This window comes from Stenotrophomonas sp. STEN029, assembly GCF_056760015.1.
The window spans coordinates 1-17,949 of record NZ_JBRREC010000098.1 but is presented as its reverse complement, the minus strand read 5'-3'; the positions used below and the strand labels follow the sequence as shown (position 1 = coordinate 17,949).

The 17,949-nt window shown below is 63.3% G+C and carries 18 protein-coding genes; 12 read left to right on the top strand and 6 right to left on the bottom strand.

The window, feature by feature from the left end; genetic code table 11:
• The first annotated feature begins 162 nt into the window (after positions 1-162).
• From tadA to ACVOLI_RS17585, 7 genes are all read left to right on the top strand, one after another.
• Complete coding sequence (gene tadA / locus ACVOLI_RS17615) at positions 163-666, top strand: tRNA adenosine(34) deaminase TadA (protein WP_282267027.1); 504 nt, start codon at positions 163-165, stop codon at positions 664-666.
• Positions 667-757: 91 nt separating this feature from the next.
• On the top strand, positions 758-1,333 hold the full coding sequence (gene orn / locus ACVOLI_RS17610; protein WP_481615388.1) for an oligoribonuclease: 576 nt from the start codon (positions 758-760) through the stop codon (positions 1,331-1,333).
• Between the two features lie 5 nt (positions 1,334-1,338).
• On the top strand, positions 1,339-2,193 hold the full coding sequence (locus ACVOLI_RS17605; RefSeq protein WP_481615387.1) for an EcsC family protein: 855 nt from the start codon (positions 1,339-1,341) through the stop codon (positions 2,191-2,193).
• A gap of 100 nt (positions 2,194-2,293) precedes the next feature.
• Positions 2,294-2,851 (top strand): NADPH-dependent FMN reductase, encoded by a 558-nt coding sequence (locus ACVOLI_RS17600; RefSeq protein ID WP_481615386.1) that lies wholly within the window; start codon positions 2,294-2,296, stop codon positions 2,849-2,851.
• Between the two features lie 214 nt (positions 2,852-3,065).
• Positions 3,066-4,496 (top strand): replicative DNA helicase, encoded by a 1,431-nt coding sequence (locus tag ACVOLI_RS17595; protein WP_282267020.1) that lies wholly within the window; start codon positions 3,066-3,068, stop codon positions 4,494-4,496.
• A 14-nt stretch (positions 4,497-4,510) separates the two neighbouring features.
• Positions 4,511-5,920 (top strand): cryptochrome/photolyase family protein, encoded by a 1,410-nt coding sequence (locus ACVOLI_RS17590; protein WP_481615385.1) that lies wholly within the window; start codon positions 4,511-4,513, stop codon positions 5,918-5,920.
• Between the two features lie 137 nt (positions 5,921-6,057).
• Entirely contained in the window at positions 6,058-6,756 is a 699-nt protein-coding gene (locus ACVOLI_RS17585; protein WP_303749902.1) for a YiaD family glycine zipper/OmpA-like lipoprotein, read from the top strand.
• Between the two features lie 434 nt (positions 6,757-7,190).
• Here ACVOLI_RS17585 and ACVOLI_RS17580 read toward each other — a convergent pair whose 3' ends face one another.
• Positions 7,191-8,135 (bottom strand): GGDEF domain-containing protein, encoded by a 945-nt coding sequence (locus ACVOLI_RS17580; RefSeq protein WP_481615384.1) that lies wholly within the window; start codon positions 8,133-8,135, stop codon positions 7,191-7,193.
• A gap of 159 nt (positions 8,136-8,294) precedes the next feature.
• Between ACVOLI_RS17580 and lexA the strand changes: the two genes are divergently transcribed.
• From lexA to ACVOLI_RS17560, 4 genes are read left to right on the top strand one after another with little or no spacing between them, the layout of a single operon-like run.
• A complete protein-coding gene (lexA, locus tag ACVOLI_RS17575) occupies positions 8,295-8,903 on the top strand; it encodes a transcriptional repressor LexA (RefSeq protein ID WP_481615390.1) in 609 nt (202 codons plus the stop codon).
• The gene (gene imuA / locus ACVOLI_RS17570) at positions 8,903-9,523 is read left to right on the top strand and encodes a translesion DNA synthesis-associated protein ImuA (protein ID WP_481615383.1); all 621 of its coding nucleotides are present in this window, start codon (positions 8,903-8,905) and stop codon (positions 9,521-9,523) included. Before lexA ends, imuA begins: the two co-directional genes overlap by 1 nt.
• A gap of 3 nt (positions 9,524-9,526) precedes the next feature.
• Positions 9,527-10,948, top strand: coding sequence for a Y-family DNA polymerase (locus tag ACVOLI_RS17565; protein WP_481615382.1), 1,422 nt, complete (start codon positions 9,527-9,529; stop codon positions 10,946-10,948).
• Positions 10,945-14,034: an error-prone DNA polymerase gene (locus ACVOLI_RS17560; protein WP_481615381.1), complete on the top strand. Its 3,090-nt coding sequence runs from the start codon at positions 10,945-10,947 to the stop codon at positions 14,032-14,034. Before ACVOLI_RS17565 ends, ACVOLI_RS17560 begins: the two co-directional genes overlap by 4 nt.
• A 36-nt stretch (positions 14,035-14,070) precedes the next feature.
• Here the strand turns inward: ACVOLI_RS17560 and fliP are convergent, their stop codons facing one another.
• The 5 genes from fliP to ACVOLI_RS17535 all read right to left on the bottom strand — a co-directional run bounded on the left by fliP (position 14,071) and on the right by ACVOLI_RS17535 (position 17,153).
• Complete coding sequence (gene fliP, locus ACVOLI_RS17555; RefSeq protein WP_481615389.1) at positions 14,071-14,793, bottom strand: flagellar type III secretion system pore protein FliP; 723 nt, start codon at positions 14,791-14,793, stop codon at positions 14,071-14,073.
• Between the two features lie 74 nt (positions 14,794-14,867).
• Positions 14,868-15,275: a flagellar biosynthetic protein FliO gene (gene fliO / locus ACVOLI_RS17550; protein WP_282267001.1), complete on the bottom strand. Its 408-nt coding sequence runs from the start codon at positions 15,273-15,275 to the stop codon at positions 14,868-14,870.
• Positions 15,272-15,619: a flagellar motor switch protein FliN gene (gene fliN, locus ACVOLI_RS17545; protein WP_481615380.1), complete on the bottom strand. Its 348-nt coding sequence runs from the start codon at positions 15,617-15,619 to the stop codon at positions 15,272-15,274. Before fliN ends, fliO begins: the two co-directional genes overlap by 4 nt.
• The gene (gene fliM / locus ACVOLI_RS17540) at positions 15,612-16,628 is read right to left on the bottom strand and encodes a flagellar motor switch protein FliM (RefSeq protein ID WP_481615379.1); all 1,017 of its coding nucleotides are present in this window, start codon (positions 16,626-16,628) and stop codon (positions 15,612-15,614) included. The genes fliN and fliM overlap by 8 nt, the downstream gene beginning before the upstream one ends.
• A 9-nt stretch (positions 16,629-16,637) precedes the next feature.
• A complete protein-coding gene (locus ACVOLI_RS17535; RefSeq protein ID WP_282266998.1) occupies positions 16,638-17,153 on the bottom strand; it encodes a flagellar basal body-associated FliL family protein in 516 nt (171 codons plus the stop codon).
• 208 nt (positions 17,154-17,361) lie between these two features.
• Here ACVOLI_RS17535 and ACVOLI_RS17530 point away from each other — a divergent pair, with 208 nt between their 5' ends.
• On the top strand, positions 17,362-17,832 hold the full coding sequence (locus ACVOLI_RS17530) for an REP-associated tyrosine transposase (protein ID WP_481615378.1): 471 nt from the start codon (positions 17,362-17,364) through the stop codon (positions 17,830-17,832).
• Positions 17,833-17,949 lie beyond the last annotated feature (117 nt).

The following is a 17,949-nucleotide window of genomic DNA, read 5'->3' as shown; positions in this document are numbered from 1 at the left end:
AGCTGACGTTGCCTGGCCCCAGGCAACTGCGTCGTCTGATGAACAGCGTGCTTCGCGGCTAACGCCGCTCCCACAGGCAAACCCCTGCTGCTCAGACCGTGAAGCAGCAGGCCGCGGTCATCTGCGCTACCCTTGCGCCGCTTCCATCCCCGTGTTCCCTGCATGTCCCAGATTGATCCAGCCCTCAACGACGAACAGTGGATGCGCCACGCACTGGCGCTGGCCGATCGTGCGCAGCGCGAGTTCGATGAAATCCCGGTTGGCGCGGTATTGGTAAGCGCCGATGGCGCGTTGCTGGGCGAGGGCTGGAACCTCAATATCGCCAACCATGACCCCAGCGCGCATGCCGAAATCGTGGCCATGCGCCACGCAGGCAAGGCGCTGGGCAATCACCGTCTGATCGGCAGCACCTTGTACGTGACACTGGAGCCCTGTGCGATGTGCGCGATGGCCTTGGTGCATGCGCGCATCGCGCGCGTGGTGTTTGCTGCCACCGATCCCAAGACCGGCGCCTGCGGCAGCGTATTCGATCTGCTTGCCGACCCACGGCACAACCATCGCGTGCAGGTGCAGGGTGGGGTGCTGGCACAGGAGGCCAGCCTGCGCCTGACCAATTATTTCCGAGCCAAGCGCGGGCGCCCGCTGCTGACCCCTGGTGATCTTTGACGCAGCCCCTACCGTGGGCAGGGGTATCATGTGCGCTTCGATATTCCGGCCGCGCGGCGCTTGACCGCCGGCCCCAAGCATGAGGCAGCACATGGCGGACAACAGCGCGGGCAATGATCGGTTGATCTGGATTGATCTGGAGATGACCGGTCTGGATACGGACAACGATTCCATCATCGAGATCGCAACCGTCGTCACCGACGGTCAACTCAATGTGTTGGCCGAAGGCCCTGAGTTCGCCATCAACCATTCCCTCGCCACGCTGGAAGCGATGGACGAATGGAACCGCAACCAGCACCAGCGCTCCGGCCTGTGGCAGCGGGTGCTGGACAGCACCACCACGGTTGGCCAGGCCGAAGCCAGGACCATTGCCTTCCTGCAGGACTGGATCAAGGCCGGCGCCTCGCCGATGTGCGGCAATTCGATCTGCCAGGACCGGCGCTTCCTGCACCGGCAGATGCCGCGGCTGGAGAAGTACTTCCATTACCGCAACCTGGATGTCTCCACCATCAAGGAACTGGCCAAGCGCTGGTCGCCTGCAGTGGCGGCCGGGGTCACCAAGACCTCCAGCCACACCGCGCTGAGTGATGTGCACGATTCCATTGCCGAGCTGCGCCACTACCGGAAGTTCATGGGCGTGCTGGCGGGTTTGCCGGAAGCAGGCTGAATCAGATGAACGAGCTTGCTCTGCGTCTGCAAGACAACGCGCAGGATCTGGCCGATCTGGAGCGTGCGGTAGGCTTGCTCGAGTCGCCCACGCTCACCGCCAAGATGGCCAACCTGATCGGCGGGCCCTTGGAGTTCGCGGTGCGCAAGCTGCCCAAGGCGGTGTCGTCGCGCATCCAGGGTGTCACCGAGGCAGCCTTGTACAAGGCTGCGCAGACGGCACTGTGGACGATGGACGACAAACAGCCCGGCAAGCCGGCATCACCGCGCCTGCACAAGCTGGCGGCGGCAGCGTCCGGTGCGCTGGGCGGGGCGGGTGGCCTGCCGGCGCTGGCAATCGAATTGCCGCTGTCGACCACCATCATCATGCGCGCGGTGGCCGACGTCGCCCGCAGTGAAGGTTTCGATCTGAACGAGATGGCGACCCGGCAGGCCTGCCTGGAAGTGTTTGCGTTGGGTGGCAATTCCGGCCAGGACGATGCCAGCGAGACCGGCTACTACCTGGCGCGTGGCTTCACCACCGAGGTCATGCGTCACCTGTCGGCGGAGTTGGCCGGTACTGCGATCAGCGGCAGCCACGGCGTGCTGCTCGGGTTGGGCCCGAAGGAAGCCGGCAAGTGGCTGGCCAGGATCGTCGAGAAGATCGCCGCCCGCTTCGGTGTGGTGGTATCGGAGAAGTTTGTCGCGCAGGCGGTGCCGGTGATCGGTGCGGTGGCTGGCGCGACCTTGAACACCATGTTCACCGCTTACTACCAGGACATGGCACGCGGGCATTTCATCATCAAGCGGCTGGAGTCGAAGTATGGCTTCTATACGGTGAAGCTGGCCTACGGCGGGATTACCGGCCGCTTGCGTCTCTGATACGGCCCTTCCTGCGCGGGTAGTCTGCCAGGGCATTGCCTTCACCTGTTGCGAAGCCCATTCTGGCTAGCCTGTGTCCTTCCTACGGAGCGAGGTGGTCATGAGCCAGTACAAGATCGCGGTTTTCGTCGGCAGTCTGCGCAAGGAATCCATCAACCGGCGGCTTGCGCTGGCGCTGGAGAAGCTGGCCGGTGATCGCGTCAAGTTTGACTACATACAGATCGGTGACATCCCGCTTTACAACCAGGATCACGATAGCCAGTTCCCGGCGCAGGGTACGCGCATGAAGAACCAGGTGCGTGCCGCCGATGCGGTGCTGTTCGTCACTCCTGAATACAACCGTTCGATTCCCGGCGTGCTGAAGAACGCCATCGATACTGCCTCGCGCCCATACGGCGACAACGCCTTTGCCGGCAAACCGGCAGCAGTGGTCGGCACCTCCATCGGTGCCATCGGCAGTGCCCTGGCCCAGCAGCACCTGCGCAATGTGCTGGTATTCGTCGATCTGGCGGTGATGCCGCAGCCGGAGGCCTTCCTGCATTTCAAGGACGGGTTGATCGACGCCGATGGCAGTATCAGCAACGATGGCACACGCCAGTTCCTGCAGGGCTTTGTCGACAAGTTCCTGGCTTGGATCGAGCGCCAGCACCGGGCCTGAGGGTACCGTCGGCAGGGCGGTGCAGATGCTGCCCATGCGATAATCCGCACCCGGCGCTGCAACGGCGTCGGGTGCTTGTTTCTGTATGCCAGCCCAACCCCCAGCCCATGCAGGCTTGGGTTGTGGACAGGTTATCCACAGACTTGTACGTATCCCGGTGGGCAATGCCCACCTACCATGGCCGCACGGCCTTATTGCAGGAATAACGCTTTTCATGTCCGCCCGTACTGGTTTCCGTTCCGACCGCGACCGCGGTGACCGCAATGACCGCTCCGATCGCAGCGAGCAGCGCATCGATGCCTTGCGTGTACCTCCTCATTCGGTAGAAGCCGAGCAGGCTGTGCTGGGTGGCCTGATGCTGGCACCCGAGGCCTATGACCGGGTCAACGAGGCGCTGACCGACAAGGACTTCTACCGGCGCGACCACCAGCTGATCTACCGCGCGATCCGTGAGCTGTCCGAGCGTGATCGTCCGTTCGATGCGGTGACCCTGGGTGAATGGTTCGAGTCGCAGGGCAAGCTGGACATGGTCGGCGACGGCGCGTACCTGATCGAACTGGCCAGCACCACGCCGTCGGCCGCCAATATCGGTGCCTATGCCGAGATCGTGCGCGACAAGGCGGTGCTGCGGCAGCTGATCCAGGTCGGCACCGATATCGTCAATGACGGTTTCCAGCCCGAAGGCCGGGACAGCGCCGAACTGCTGCAGACCGCCGAGAAGTCGGTCTTCGCAATCGCCGAACAGGGCGCGCGCGGGCGCACCGATTTCGTGGCGATGCCTGGCGCACTGAAAGACGCTTTCGAGGAACTGCGCAACCGCTTCGAGAACGGCGGCAACATCACCGGCCTGCCGACCGGTTACAACGATTTCGACGCGATGACGGCCGGCCTGCAGCCGACCGATCTGATCATCCTTGCCGCGCGTCCGGCCATGGGCAAGACCACCTTCGCCTTGAACATCGCCGAGTACGCGGCGATCAAGTCGAAGAAGGGCGTGGCGGTGTTCTCGATGGAAATGTCCGCATCGCAGCTGGCGATGCGCCTGATCTCGTCCAACGGACGCATCAATGCGCAGCGCCTGCGTACCGGCCAGCTTGAGGACGAGGACTGGAGCCGCGTCACCGGCGCCATCCGCATGCTGAAGGAAACCAAGATCTTCATCGACGATACGCCTGGCGTGTCGCCGGAAGTGCTGCGTTCCAAGTGCCGCCGGCTCAAGCGCGAGCACGACCTGGGCCTGATCGTGATCGACTACCTGCAGCTGATGAGCGTGCCGGGCAACAGCGAAAACCGCGCCACCGAAATCTCGGAGATCTCGCGTTCGCTCAAGGGCCTGGCCAAGGAGTTGCACGTGCCGGTGATCGCGCTGTCACAGCTCAACCGCTCCTTGGAAACCCGTACCGACAAGCGCCCAGTGATGGCTGACCTTCGCGAATCCGGCGCTATCGAGCAGGATGCGGACATGATCGTCTTCATCTACCGCGACGATTACTACAACAAGGAAAATTCGCCGGACAAGGGCCTGGCCGAGATCATCATCGGCAAGCACCGTGGTGGCCCCACCGGTTCGTGCAAATTGAAGTTCTTCGGCGAGTACACCCGCTTTGACAACCTGAGCCACGATTCGGTCGGTTCATTCGAGTAAGCGGGAGCTGCTGCATGTCCACCGCCATTGTCTGGTTCCGCCGCGATCTGCGGCTGCGTGACAACCCGGCGTTGCAGGCCGCGATTGAAGCCGGTCATGAGATCGTGCCGGTCTACATCCATGCGCCGCAGGAGGAGGGCGCATGGGTGCCCGGAGCGGCTTCCGACGCATGGCTGCATCATTCGCTGCAGCAGCTCGACGCGCAGTTGCGCGCCATCGGCTCGGCCTTGCTGCTGCGCAGCGGCGACAGCATGGCGCAGCTGCAGGCGTTGATTGCTGAAAGCGGCGCGGTAGCGGTCTACTGGAATCGCAAGTACGAACCTGCCACGCAGCCGCGTGACGCAGCCATCAAGCGTGGCCTGCGCGAGCAGGGACTGCAGGTGGAAAGCCATAACGGCTATCTGCTGTTTGAACCTTGGGAACTGGCCACGCTGCAAGGTGGCCCGTACAAGGTGTTCACGCCGTTCTGGCGCAACGCGCTGACCCGTTGGCGTCTGCCTGCCTTGTCCGAAGCGCCGCGCAAGCTGAGCTCGCCAAAGCTGTCAGGCTTGCCGTTGCAGGCGCTTGCGCTGGAACCGCGGCTCGGTTGGGATGCCGGTTTCTGGGAGCACTGGCAGCCTGGTGAGGGCGGTGCACAGGAGGCGCTGGAGGTATTCGCCGACGGTGCGCTCAATGGCTACCGCGAGCAGCGCGATCTGCCGGATCGCACGGGTACGTCGCTGTTGTCGCCACACCTGCATTTCGGCGAGATCGCGCCGTGGCGTATCGCCCATGCGCTGGAAGGCATGCGCAGTGCTGGCCGTGATGCGGATATCGATGGCTACATCCGCCAGCTGGGTTGGCGCGAGTTCTCCTGGCATCTGCTGCACCACTTCCCGCAGACCAGTGACACCAACCTCAATCCCCGCTTCGAGCGTTTTGCCTGGGAACCGGCGCAGCCGGAGATGCTGGCGGCCTGGCAACAGGGCCGCACCGGTATCCCCATTGTCGATGCAGGCATGCGCGAATTGTGGGCGACCGGCTACATGCATAACCGCGTGCGGATGCTGGTGGGCAGTTTTCTGTGCAAGCACATGCGGATGCACTGGAAGGAGGGCGCCCGTTGGTTCTGGGACACCCTGGTGGATGCCGACCTGGCCAACAACAGTATGGGCTGGCAATGGATCGCCGGTACCGGCGCGGATGCCGCGCCGTACTTCCGTGTGTTCAATCCGGTGACACAAGCGCAGAAGTTCGATCCCAAAGCGCGCTATATCAGCCGCTGGGTACCGGAGCTGGCCGCGCTGCCGCTGAAGGCACGGTTTGCGCCCTGGCAGTTCCCGCAGTTGTTGGCGGAGCTTGCGCCGAGCTACCCGACCCAGCCCCTGGTGGATCTTGCAAAGGGCCGGGACGAGGCCTTGGCTGCGTACCAGCGCTGTCGCTGACACTGGCTTAACGTGCAAGACAGTTAGATGAATGGACACCTGTGACGAAGGTTGAGGATCACGCAGGTAATGCATCGCGATGTTTATGCTTGCCCGGCAAATCCACGCTGGCCAGTCCGGCCTATCAGGAGACTCAGATGACCACCCTTACTGTTGTTCGTAATCTTTCCATTGGCTTGGTGGCGGCAGCCGTCCTCTCGGCCTGTGCTACCGGTGGCTCGTATGTGCAGCAGGACCAGTACGGCAATCAGACCCAGCAGCAGAACAAGACCGGCAAGGGCGCGTTGATCGGTACGGCCATCGGCGTTGCGGCGGGTCTGCTCAGCGGCGGCGATGCCACCGAGCGTCGCCAGCGCGCAATGGTCGGCGCCGGTATCGGCGCACTCGGCGGTGCGGCTATCGGCAACTACCAGGATCGCCAGGAACGCGCATTGCGTGAGCGTACTGCCAACACCGGTATCGACGTGCAGCGTGACGGTGACAACATCACCTTGAACCTGCCCGACGGCATCACCTTCGATTTCAACAAGACCACGTTGAAGCCGCAGTTCTATGGCGCACTGAATGGTGTTGCCAGCACTTTGAGCGAGTACAACCAGACCATGATCGAAGTGGTCGGTCACACCGACAGCATCGGCACCGATGCGGTGAACAACCGCATTTCCAAGGAGCGTGCGGATGCGGTGGCGGCATACCTGTCCGCACAGGGCGTGCAACGCGAGCGCATTGAAACCCTGGGCGCAGGCAAGGCCTATCCGATCGCCGACAACAGCACCGATGCAGGCCGCGCGCAGAACCGCCGCGTCGAGATCCGCGTGATTCCGCTGCGTTCGTGATCGAAGCGGCTGCTTGATGTTGTAAAGGAAGGGCCGCGCAAGCGGCCCTTTTTTCTCCCTCCCTTGCGCCGCAGGCGTAGGGGAGGGCTGGGGAGGGGTAGCTCCGGCTGTTGCTCCGGCTGTTGCTGTTGCTGCTGTTGTTGTTTTGGTTTTGGTTTTGGTTTTGGCTTTGGCTTTGGCTTTGCTTTAGCCTTGGCCTTGGCCTTTGCCTTGGCTTTGGTTCTGCTGTGGTTTTGCGCTTGCTCTGGCTCTGGCTTTTGCTCTGGCTCGCGGAAAGTCCACTGCGCGCACTGCGGAAGCAAGGGCAAAAGCAAAGCGAAAGCTACCCCTCCCCAACCCTCCCCTACGCCTGCGGCGCAAGGGAGGGGGCAGAGCCAAAGCTAAAACCAAAGTCAAAGCCAAAGTCAAAGCCAAAGTCAAAGCCAAAGTCAAAGCTACTCCGTCACCACCACGCTGTTGCGGCCCTTGCCCTTGGCTTCATACAAGGCGGCATCGGCGCGCGCGAACCAATCCTGCCAGCGCTGCTCACCGGCATACATCGCCGCTCCTATCGAGATTGTGATGCGACCTCCTGGGCCACGCAGCGATTCATACACCGCCTTGCGCAGGCGCTCGGTGAACCGGAGCAACGCCTCATGGCTACCGGTATCGGCAAGAATCACGAACTCCTCGCCACCAAAACGAAATACCTGGTCGTTCTCACGCAGTTCAAAACGCAGGATCGCGGCCAGGTCGGACAGGGCGGTATCGCCGGTGCCATGGCCGTAGTGATCATTGACCGCCTTGAAGTTGTCGATGTCGATCACCACCAAGCCTTGCCGGTAGCGTTCATCGCGGACGCCATCGATATGCGCCTGCAATGATTTTTCCAACGCGCGCCGGTTGGGCACGCCGGTCAGTGCATCCAGCGATGCCAACATTTCCAGTCGCGTGCGGTCGCCTTGCAGACGATGGGAGAAGTGGTAGCCAAAACCGAACACCAGCACGATGACGATCAGTGCCTGCAACTGCGGGGCATGCCCCAGCAGCAGGTCTGGCATCAGCAACAGGCCGGCAACCAGCGTCAGGTTGAGCGGGGTGGCGACCTGGTTGCGGACGATGAAGAAATTCGACATCAAGGCCAGGTAGGACCACGGCAAAGCGTCGTTGCCCAACTGCCGGGCGGAGAGCAGGCAGCCGCCCACCGTCGCCACGCATAGCAATACGCCACCCAGTTCCAACCGGGGCTTGCGCTGATGGATCCATACGCTGGCCAGCAAAGCCAGCGCCGACAACAGGCAGCTGACTCCGGCAGCAATGCGTTGCCCATCAAACCAGAGCCAGGTCGCGAAGAACAACAAGGCCAGCGTGGTGACTGGAGCAATGGTACGCAACGGCACGCTGCGCAATGCCTGCGGGAGGGACGGGTACGACTTCGTGGAAGCTTTCCGGTCCATATGGCGCGAAAGATAGCAGCGGCAATGTGTTTTCCGTATTCACCTGAATAGCGGTACTCAGCCGCTGGCGGGCTTTGTGCAGATGGAGTACAAATGTACTCCATGACTGACCTCAGCCCGCGCCGTGTCGCCATCCTTCGCTATATCCGTGACCAGGTGAATGGGCACGGACAGGCACCGTCATTGGCTGAAATTGCTGCTGCCTGCGGCTTGGCGTCGCGCGGCGCGGCACGCAAGCATGTGCTGGCCTTGAGCGAGGCTGGCCTGATCGAGGTGGCTACGGGTCAGGCCCGCGGGATTCGCCCAGCGGGCCAGACCCCCCGGGCGGAGCTGCTGCAGGTGCCGGTATTGGGGCGGGTCGCGGCGGGTGCACCGATCGGCGCCGATGCGGAGCTGGTGGATACCCTGGCACTGGATGAGCGCCTGTTTGCCGCGCGCCCGGATTATCTGCTGCGGGTGCAGGGCGATTCGATGATCGACGACGGTATTTTCGATGGTGATCTGGTCGGCGTCAGGCGCAGCAGCGATGCGCGCAACGGCCAGACGGTGGTCGCGCGGCTGGACGGTGAGCTGACCATCAAGCGGCTCTCACGCAGCGGCAACCAGCTGCGGCTGCTGCCACGCAACCCGGCGTATGCGCCGATCGAAGTGCAGCACGATCAGGACTTCGCCATCGAAGGCGTGTTCTGTGGTCTGGTCCGACGTGGCTGATGGGCGCGGTTGTTGCCCTCGACAGCCTGCTGCACGAGCGCCGGGTCTGGCGTGGTCGGCCTGCGCCGCTGCCGGCCAGCCGCCAGCCGACGGGTCATGCGCTGCTGGATGAGGCGCTGCCTACCGGTGGCTGGCCGGAGTCCGCGCTGAGCGAGATCCTGTTGCCGGCCGAAGGTGTCGGTGAGTTGCAGCTGCTATGGCCCTCGCTGGCCCGCTTGACCCAGGCTGGTGAGCGCGTGGTGCTGGTGGCACCGCCGCATGTTCCGTATGCACCGGCCTGGCAGGCGGCGGGTATCGACCTGCGCCAGTTGCAGGTGGTGCAAGCCAATGATCAACGTGATGCGTTATGGGCGGCTGAACAATGCCTGCGTTCGGGTAGCTGCGGGGCCGTGCTGTGCTGGCCGCAGATGGCCGAGGACAAGGCCTTGCGACGGCTGCAGGTGGCAGCCGAATCAGGGCAGACGCTGGGTTTTGCCAGCCGGCCGTTGCAGGCGGCCAGGAATCCTTCGCCAGCTGCCTTGCGTATCGCCATCGATGCGCAGCCAGCGCAGCTGCGGGTGTTGAAGTGTCGCGGTGGCATGGTGCCGCCGCGCCCCTTGCCTTTTTCCCGGGGGCAGTAAGCCATGCGTTGGGCCTGCATTCTATTGCCGCATCTGGCCATGGACGGCGTGCTGCGGGGCTGCGCCGAGCCGGAGGCCGCGCGGGTGTTGATCAGTGGGCCCAGCCAGCGCCGGGTATTGCATGCGGTCAATCCCGCAGCGGCAGCTTTGGGCTTGAAGGCGGGGCAGTCGCTGGTGACGGCGCAGGCATTGGCAACCGGGTTTGAGATACACCCGTATGAGCCGGACGCGCAGTCGGAATGGCATCGCTTCCTTGCCGCCTGGGCGTATCAATTCAGTTCGCAGGTAAGCCTGCAGTATGCGCAGTCGCTGATCATCGAAATCGAGCACAGCCTGGCGCTGTTCGGGCCGTGGCCGAAGTTCGAGGCGCGTCTGCGGCAGGAGTTGGACGCCTTGGGCTTCCGTCACCGCATCGCATTGGCACCCAACCCGGTGGCTGCCCGCGCACTGGTCAATGCACGCGATGGTCTGAGCGTGGATGAGGCTGGCTTGGCCGCATTGCTCGGGCAGCTGCCGGTAGCGCGGGCTGGCTTTGGTGCCAGTGCCTCGGCGGCGTTCGCACGCATGGGTATCCGCACCGTCAAACAATTGCAGGGCTTGCCACGGGCCAGCATCAACCGGCGCTTTGCGCCGGATGTATTGCGGCAGCTGGATGCCTTGCTGGGCGAGCGGGCCTTTGTACTGCAGCCGTATCAGCCGCCGGATGTGTTCGAACTGCGCATCGAGCTGGGCTATGAAGTGGAATCCTCGCAGGCCTTGCTGTTCCCGCTGCGACGCCTGACTTCGGACCTTGCCGCATTTCTTGCCGGCCGTGACGGCAGCGTGCAGCGGTTTGCGCTGTTGCTGGAGCACGAGGACCGGCCGACCACCACGCTGGAGATCGGCCTGCTGGCCGCCGAGCGTGATGCCAGCCTGTTGTTCGAGATCGCACGTAGCCGTCTGGAGCAGGCCAGGATACCGGCACCGGTGCGTCAGTTCGGCCTGCGTGCCGATCAGTTGCCGGCGTTTGTGCCGGAACACCGCGAGCTGTTCGATACCCGTCCGCAGCAGAGCATGCCGTGGGAACAATTGCGCGAACGCCTGCGCGCCCGGCTGGGTGATCAATCCGTGCACGGCCTGCGCGTACATGCCGACCATCGCCCCGAATATGCCTGGCGTGGCGAGGCTGCCCCAGCTGCAGGCCCAACAACCAACAGCCTGCCGTCGCCAGCGCGGCCAGGGTGGTTGCTGCGCACGCCACAGCCCTGGCCGGGTGCCAGCCCGGAATTGTTGTCGACGCCGGAGCGGATCGAGAGTGGCTGGTGGGACGGCGATGACGTGCGTCGTGATTACTACCGGGTCAGCACACGCTTCGGCCAGCAGGCATGGGCGTGGCGCGAGGTAGGCGGCGAGGGCGGCTTCATGCTGCAGGGCTGGTTCGCATGACTGCCGCTTATGCCGAACTGCATTGCCTGTCCGCTTTCAGCTTCCAACGCGGCGCATCGACCGCGGAGGAGTTGTTCGCGCGGGCCAAGGCGCATGGCTACAAAGCGTTGGCGATCACCGACGAATGCACGCTGGCCGGCATCGTACGCGCCTGGCGCGCATCCAGGGAAACCGGCTTGCAGCTGATTGTCGGCAGCGAAATCCAACTGGAAAACGGGGCCAAGCTGGTCCTGCTGGTGGAAGACGCCGCAGGCTACCAAGCGCTGTGCTGGTTGATAACACAGGCAAGGCGGCGGGCGGAAAAGGGCGAGTACCGGCTGTTGGCCGATGACCTGGCGGCGATTGACCGCAGCGGCCTGCTGGTCTTGTGGCTGCCTGCGGCACAGCCGGAACCTGCCGAGGGCATGCAGTTGCGTGAGTGGTTTCCGCAGCGCTGCTGGATTGCGGTGGAACTGCACCACGGTGCCGATGACGAGGCGCGTCAGCTGCAGCTGCAGGCACTGGGCGCGCAGCTGCAGCTGCCATTGGTGGCCGCTGGCGATGTGCATATGCATGCGCGTGGACGCCGGGCATTGCAGGATGTGATGACGGCCATCCGCCACCGCGTCACCGTTGCCGAGGCCGGGCAGCGGCTGTTCGCCAACGGTGAGCGGCATCTGCGTCCGTTGCAGGCGTTGCAGGCGATCTATCCAGCCGAGTTGTTGCAGCAGACGCTGTGCATCGCTGAACGCTGCGCCGGGTTCGATCTGAAAGAAGCCGTCAACTATCTGTATCCCAGCGAGGTGGTACCCGCCGGTTACACCGCACAGCGCTGGCTGGCGGAATTGGTGACGCGTGGTGCGGGCAAACGTTGGCCGGACGGTACTCCGCCGCAGGCACAGGCCCTGATCGAGAAAGAACTGGGCCTGATCGCCAAGAAGAAGTACGCCTCGTACTTCCTCACCGTGCATGACCTGGTGGCCTATGCGCGCAGCATCGGCATCGTTTGCCAAGGGCGCGGTTCGGCCGCCAATTCGGTGGTCTGCTTCGTGCTTGGCATTACCGAACTGGATCCTTCGCACAGCCATCTATTGTTCGAGCGTTTCATTTCCGACGACCGCGATGAGCCACCGGATATCGACGTGGACTTCGAGCACGAGCGGCGCGAGGAAGTCATCCAGTACGTGTTTTCGCGTTATGGCCGCGAACGGGCTGCCTTGGCTGCCGTGGCGACACAGTACGGTGGGCGCGGCGCCCTGCGTGATGTGGCACGGGTGCTCGGCATGCCAGGCGACGTGATCACCCAGCTGACCTCCTGTGTCGGCCATTGGTCGGACAGCATTCCGGAAGAGGAGCGTCTGCGCGAACACGGCTTCGACCCGGATAGCCCGCTGTTGCGACGCATCCTGGTACTGGCCAACGAACTGATCGACTTCCCGCATTACCTGTCACAGCATCCAGGCGGCTTCGTCATTTCCGAGCGTGCCCTGCACAGCATGGTGCCGGTGGAAAACGCGGCGATGGAGGCGCGTACGGTGATCCAGTGGGACAAGGATGACCTTGAATCGCTGGGCTTGATGAAGGTCGATGTATTGGCGTTGGGTATGCTTACCGCGGTGCGTCGCTGCTTCGATCTGATCCAACGCTATCGTGGTCTGCATTTCACGCTGGCGACGATTCCGCAGGAGTGCGGTGACACCTACGAGATGATCAGTCGCGCCGATACCATCGGTGTGTTTCAGATCGAATCCCGAGCGCAGATGGCGATGCTGCCCAGGTTGCAACCTCGGACCTTCTACGATCTGGTGATCGAGGTCGCCATCGTACGTCCCGGGCCGATCCAGGGCGACATGGTGCATCCATACCTGCGTCGGCGTAGGAAGGAGGAGCTGATCAGCTATCCCTCCAAAGCATTGGAAGCGGTGCTTGAACGCACCTTGGGCGTGCCTCTTTTCCAGGAGCAGGTGATGCAGATCGCGATGGTGGCGGCGGGCTACAACGCCAGCGAAGCCGATGGCCTGCGTCGTTCGATGGCAGCCTGGAAACGCCACGGTGGGCTGGAGCCGCATCGGCTGAAACTCACCGAAGGCATGCTGGAGCGCGGCTATCCGCTCGCATTCGCCGAGCGAATCTTCGAGCAGATCAAGGGCTTCGGCAGTTATGGTTTTCCGGAAAGCCATGCGGCCAGCTTCGCGTTGATCGCCTATGCCAGCAGTTGGCTGAAATGCCATCATCCAGCCGAGTTCACCTGCGCACTGCTCAACAGCCAGCCCATGGGTTTCTACAGCCCGGACCAGCTGCTGCAGGACGTGCGCCGGCATGGCGTGGCAACGCGGCCGCTGGATGTGCGTTACAGCGGATGGGAGTGCTCGCTGGAAAGGGAACGCGACAGTGAGCGCTTGGCGATCCGCCTGGGCTTTTGTCTGGTGCGCGGTTTCAATGCGGAGGACGCATTGCGGATCGAACAGGCGAGGGCGCAGGCGGTGTTTACCGATATCGCCGATCTGTGCCGGCGGGCCGACCTGGATGCGCGTGCACGGGCCTTGCTGGCCGATGCCGGGGCTTTGCGCGGGATGGTCGGTAACCGGCATCGGGCGCGCTGGGCAATTGCCGGCGTCGAAGACCAGCGACCGCTGTTTGACGATCAACCGGCGACCGCCGAGGCTGATGTGGCCTTGCCGATGCCGAGCGTCGGCGAGGATCTGAACGCGGACTATGCCTTGTTGGGAACCACGCTGGAGCTGCATCCACTGGCCCGCCTGCGACGGCAGCTGAGCGCACGCCGTTGCCGTAGTTCCAGGGATCTGGAAAACATGCGCAGTACTGGCAATGTGCTGGTGGCCGGTTTGGTGCGCGGCCGGCAGCGGCCGGCAACTGCCAGCGGCGTCACCTTCATCACGCTGGAAGATGAGTTCGGCCAGATCAATGTGGTGGTCTGGCGGCAGCTTGCCGAGCGCCAGCGGCAGGTGTTCCTGGAATCACGGCTGCTGCAGGTCAGTGGACGGCTGGAAGCCGAAAACGGCGTGCGTCATCTGATCGCACGCCGTCTGGATGATCTGTCGCCGCTGTTGGGCAGCCTGGATGTACGCAGCCGCGACTTCCATTGAGGCATCGCTGAAGCGCGTTCGAAGCGTTGTTCGCAGTTACACCACGTTGAAGCTCGCCGCCAGCGTGCCGACCACCAGCACCCAGCCGTCCACCAGCACGAACAGCAGTATCTTGAACGGTGCCGAGACCAGCATGGGTGACAGCATCATCATGCCCATCGACATCAGCACGCTGGACACGACCAGATCGATGATGACGAACGGGATGAAGATCAGGAAGCCGATTTCGAACGCGGTCTTCAGCTCGCTGGTGACGAAGGACGCAACCAACACCGGGAACGGGATCGCATCCGGACTGGCGTAGGGGCCTTGCCCGGCCAGACCGGCAAAGGTCATCAGGTCGGTTTCGCGTACCTGCGCCAGCATGAAGGCGCGCAGTGGCGCGGTGGTCAGCTGCCAGGCGGTCTGGAAGTCGATCTTACCATCCAGATACGGCGCCATGCCGGTGGACCACGACTTGTCCCAGACCGGCATCATGATCATCGCGGTCAGGAACAGGGCCAGACCAAGCAGGATCTGGTTGGACGGCGTCTGACCGGTGCCAAGTGCCTGACGCAACAGGCCGAGCACGATGATGACGCGGGTGAAGGCGGTGAGCACCAGCAGCATCGATGGCAGCAAGGTTATTGCCGTCATCAGCAACAAGGTCTGCAGCGGCAGGCTGACCGGTGCGCCGCCGATCTTGCCGACGTTCACATCCGGCAACGCCGGTACCTGCGGGCCGGGTGCGGCCCAGGCGAACAGCGGCAATGCCAGCATTGCCAGCACGATCAGCAGCTGCCAAAGCGTGCGTGGGTTGAAGCCGCGTGGGTAAGAGCGTTGGCCCGACATCATCAGGGTTCCTTGCGCAGCTTCTGTGCCAGCAGCTGGGCGAAATTCGGTAGTTGTTTGAGATTGGGCAGGGCCGGTGCCGGTGTTTGCGGCAGCGGTTCCGGCAGCTGGTGCAAGGTGCTGATGCCACCGGCGGTGATGCCGAGCAGCAGCTGCTGGCCATTGACGTCGACCACCACCACGCGTTCCTTGGCACCGACATTGATGCTGGCGACCACCTTCAAGCCTTCGGCCGGTCGGAACGTGCCGCCGGGCATGCGCTTGAGCAGCCAGCCCAGGCCGATGATCAGGCCCAGCACCAGCAGCAAGGTGAAGAACGCGCCAAACAGGCCGGGCGCGCTCGCCGCATGCTGGCCGACCGGCGCGGCCGCCTTGGCGGCCGGTGCGGCATAAGCGAGCAATGCGATCAACGCAGTCTCCGGATGCGCTCGCTGGGGCTGACCACATCGGTCAAGCGCACGCCGAAGCGATCATTGATGACGACGACTTCGCCATGCGCGATCAGCGTGCCGTTGACGAACACGTCCAGCGATTCGCCGGCACCGCGCTCCAGTTCCACCACCGAGCCCTGGTTGAGCTGCAGCAGGTTGCGGATCGGCAGACGCGCGCGACCGACTTCCAGCGACAAGGTCACCGGTACGTCGAGGATGACGTCCAGGTCCAGATCGGTGTGGGTACTGTTGTCGGCCTGCAGGTTGCTGAACTGTGCCGGCGTGGCGCCGTTTTCAGCTTCGGGGGAGTGGTTGTCATTCATCGGAGTTTTCCTGGATCACGGGGACGCTGGGGCGCTTTCCCGGAGGATGGGTTGCAGTGATCTTGATGGCGTTGCGTTCGTTGGACACACCAAACTCGCCGGTGAATACCGGGATGCCTTCCACGCACAGCGGCACCTGCTTTGGCATTTCGATGGGCAGCACATCGCCGATCTTCAACTTGGTCAGCTCGCGCAGGCTCATGCGACGCTTGGCCAAGACGCTGGACAGTTCAACTTCAGCGGTATCCAGCTGCTCGCGCAGCATGATCGCCCAGCTCTCGTCACGGTCATTGCGGTCGCTCTGGATGCCTGCATCGAGCAGCTCGCGGATCGGTTCCAGCATCGAGTACGGCAAGGTGATGTGGATGTCGCCGCCGCCGCTGTCGAGCTCGACGTGGAAGCGGCTGACCACCACGTATTCGCGCGGGCTGACGATATTGGCAAAGTGCGGATTGATCTCGGAGTTGATGTAGTCGAAATCGACGTTCATCACCGGGCCCCAGGCTTCACGCAGATCGGTGAAGGTCTGCTTCAGCATCAACTGGATCACGCGCATTTCGGTGGCGGTGAACTCGCGGCCTTCGATACGGGTGGGATAGCGCCCGTCACCGCCGAAGAAGTTGTCGACGATGGCAAATACCAGGGTCGGCTCGAACACGATCAGGCCGGTGCCACGCAGCGGCTTGAAGCGGATCAGGTTGAGGTTGGTCGGTACATACAGCGAGTGCAGGTAGTCACCGAACTTGATCAGCTCGATGCCGCGCACCGACAACTCGGCCGAGCGCCGGATCAGGTTGAACAGGCCAATGCGCCACAGGCGCGCAAAGCGCTCATTGACCATTTCCAGGGTCGGCATGCGCCCACGGATGATGCGGTCCTGGCTGGCGAAGTCGTACGAACGTGCTTCACCCGGTGCCGCCTCCGGCTCGGCGGTATTGACCGAGCCGGAATCGACGCCATGCAGCAGGGCGTCGATCTCGTCTTGGGACAGCAGGTCGTTGATGCTCATCGTGGCGCCTTACTGGGTCACAAAGCTGGTGAACAACAGCTCATCGGCGCTGTTCTGGCCGGTCTCGGCCTTCATCAGCTTCTGTACTTCGGCCAGCGCGGCGGCCTGCAGCTTTTCCTTGCCGGCGCGGTCGGCGATCTGTGCGGGCTCGACCTGCGAGAACAGCATCAATAATCTGGCGCGGATGGCGGGTGCATGGGTCTGCAACGCGGTCAGCGCGAGCGGATCACGGGTCATCAACTGCACTTCGACCTGCAGGTAACGCGGGCCATCGACCGGGCCGCTGAGGTTGACCACGAAGGCCGGGTCCAGCGCGAAGTACTGGGCCGGCGCCGGGGTCTTGGGCTTGGCTTCCTTGCTGGCTTCGGCGTGGTCCTTGCCCTGGGTGAAATACCAGACGCCGCCACCGGCTGCGGCAGCAGCAAACACGGCGATCAGGGCAGGAACCAACAACGAGCGCTTCGGTTTGCTTGCCGCTTCCTTGGTGGGTTCAGCTTTGCGGTTTTTATCAGCGGCAACGGCCACGTGGAGCTCCTCAGGATTGCTGCCCAGTCAGATGCAAGGGCTGTGCCGGAGGAGGTGAATGGGCCGATGGCGGGATTTTGACGCGAGGCGCGGGAGCGTGCGCCGCTGTAGGAGCGGCGTTAGCCGCGAAGCTGACGTCGGTTCCGCCGACGCACAACCGGCTTGCTTACGGACGGTAAACAACGGGTGGTGGCTTCACCCTTTGGGCATGCCCCTGCAACCGATCAACCCATACAGCGGCCACAAGGCACTGCGTCTAGGCCGCGTCTCCATACCTGGTCAGCTTTACCTGGTCACCTTCACTACTAACGCTCGTGTTCCGATCTTTCTGGATCATGCACTTGCGGCGACTGCAGCCCGTGCACTCCATCACTCCAAGCTTTGCCGTGACGCCGAACTGATGGCTTGGGTACTGATGCCTGATCATTGGCACGGGTTGATCCAACTGGGTCCGGAAACAAACCTCAGTGCTGTGGTTCGAAACATCAAGAGCAACACGGCGCGGTGCTTGCCGATTTCAGTAGGCCGTCCAATCTGGAGTCGTGGATTTCATGATCGGGCTTTGCGGAAATACGAAGATACAAGGGCAGCTGCCCGCTATATCGTGATGAATCCGGTCAGGGCCGGGCTGGTCGCATCAGTTCGCTTCTATCCTTTCTGGAATGCGGTGTGGCTGTGAATCGCCCGCATCGCTGTAGGAGCGGGGGGGGGGGCGGGGCCCGCGCGGGGATAAGACGGGACGCGGGGGCGGGGGGGGGGGGGGGGGGGCAGGGGGGAGCGGACCAGGATGGGGGGG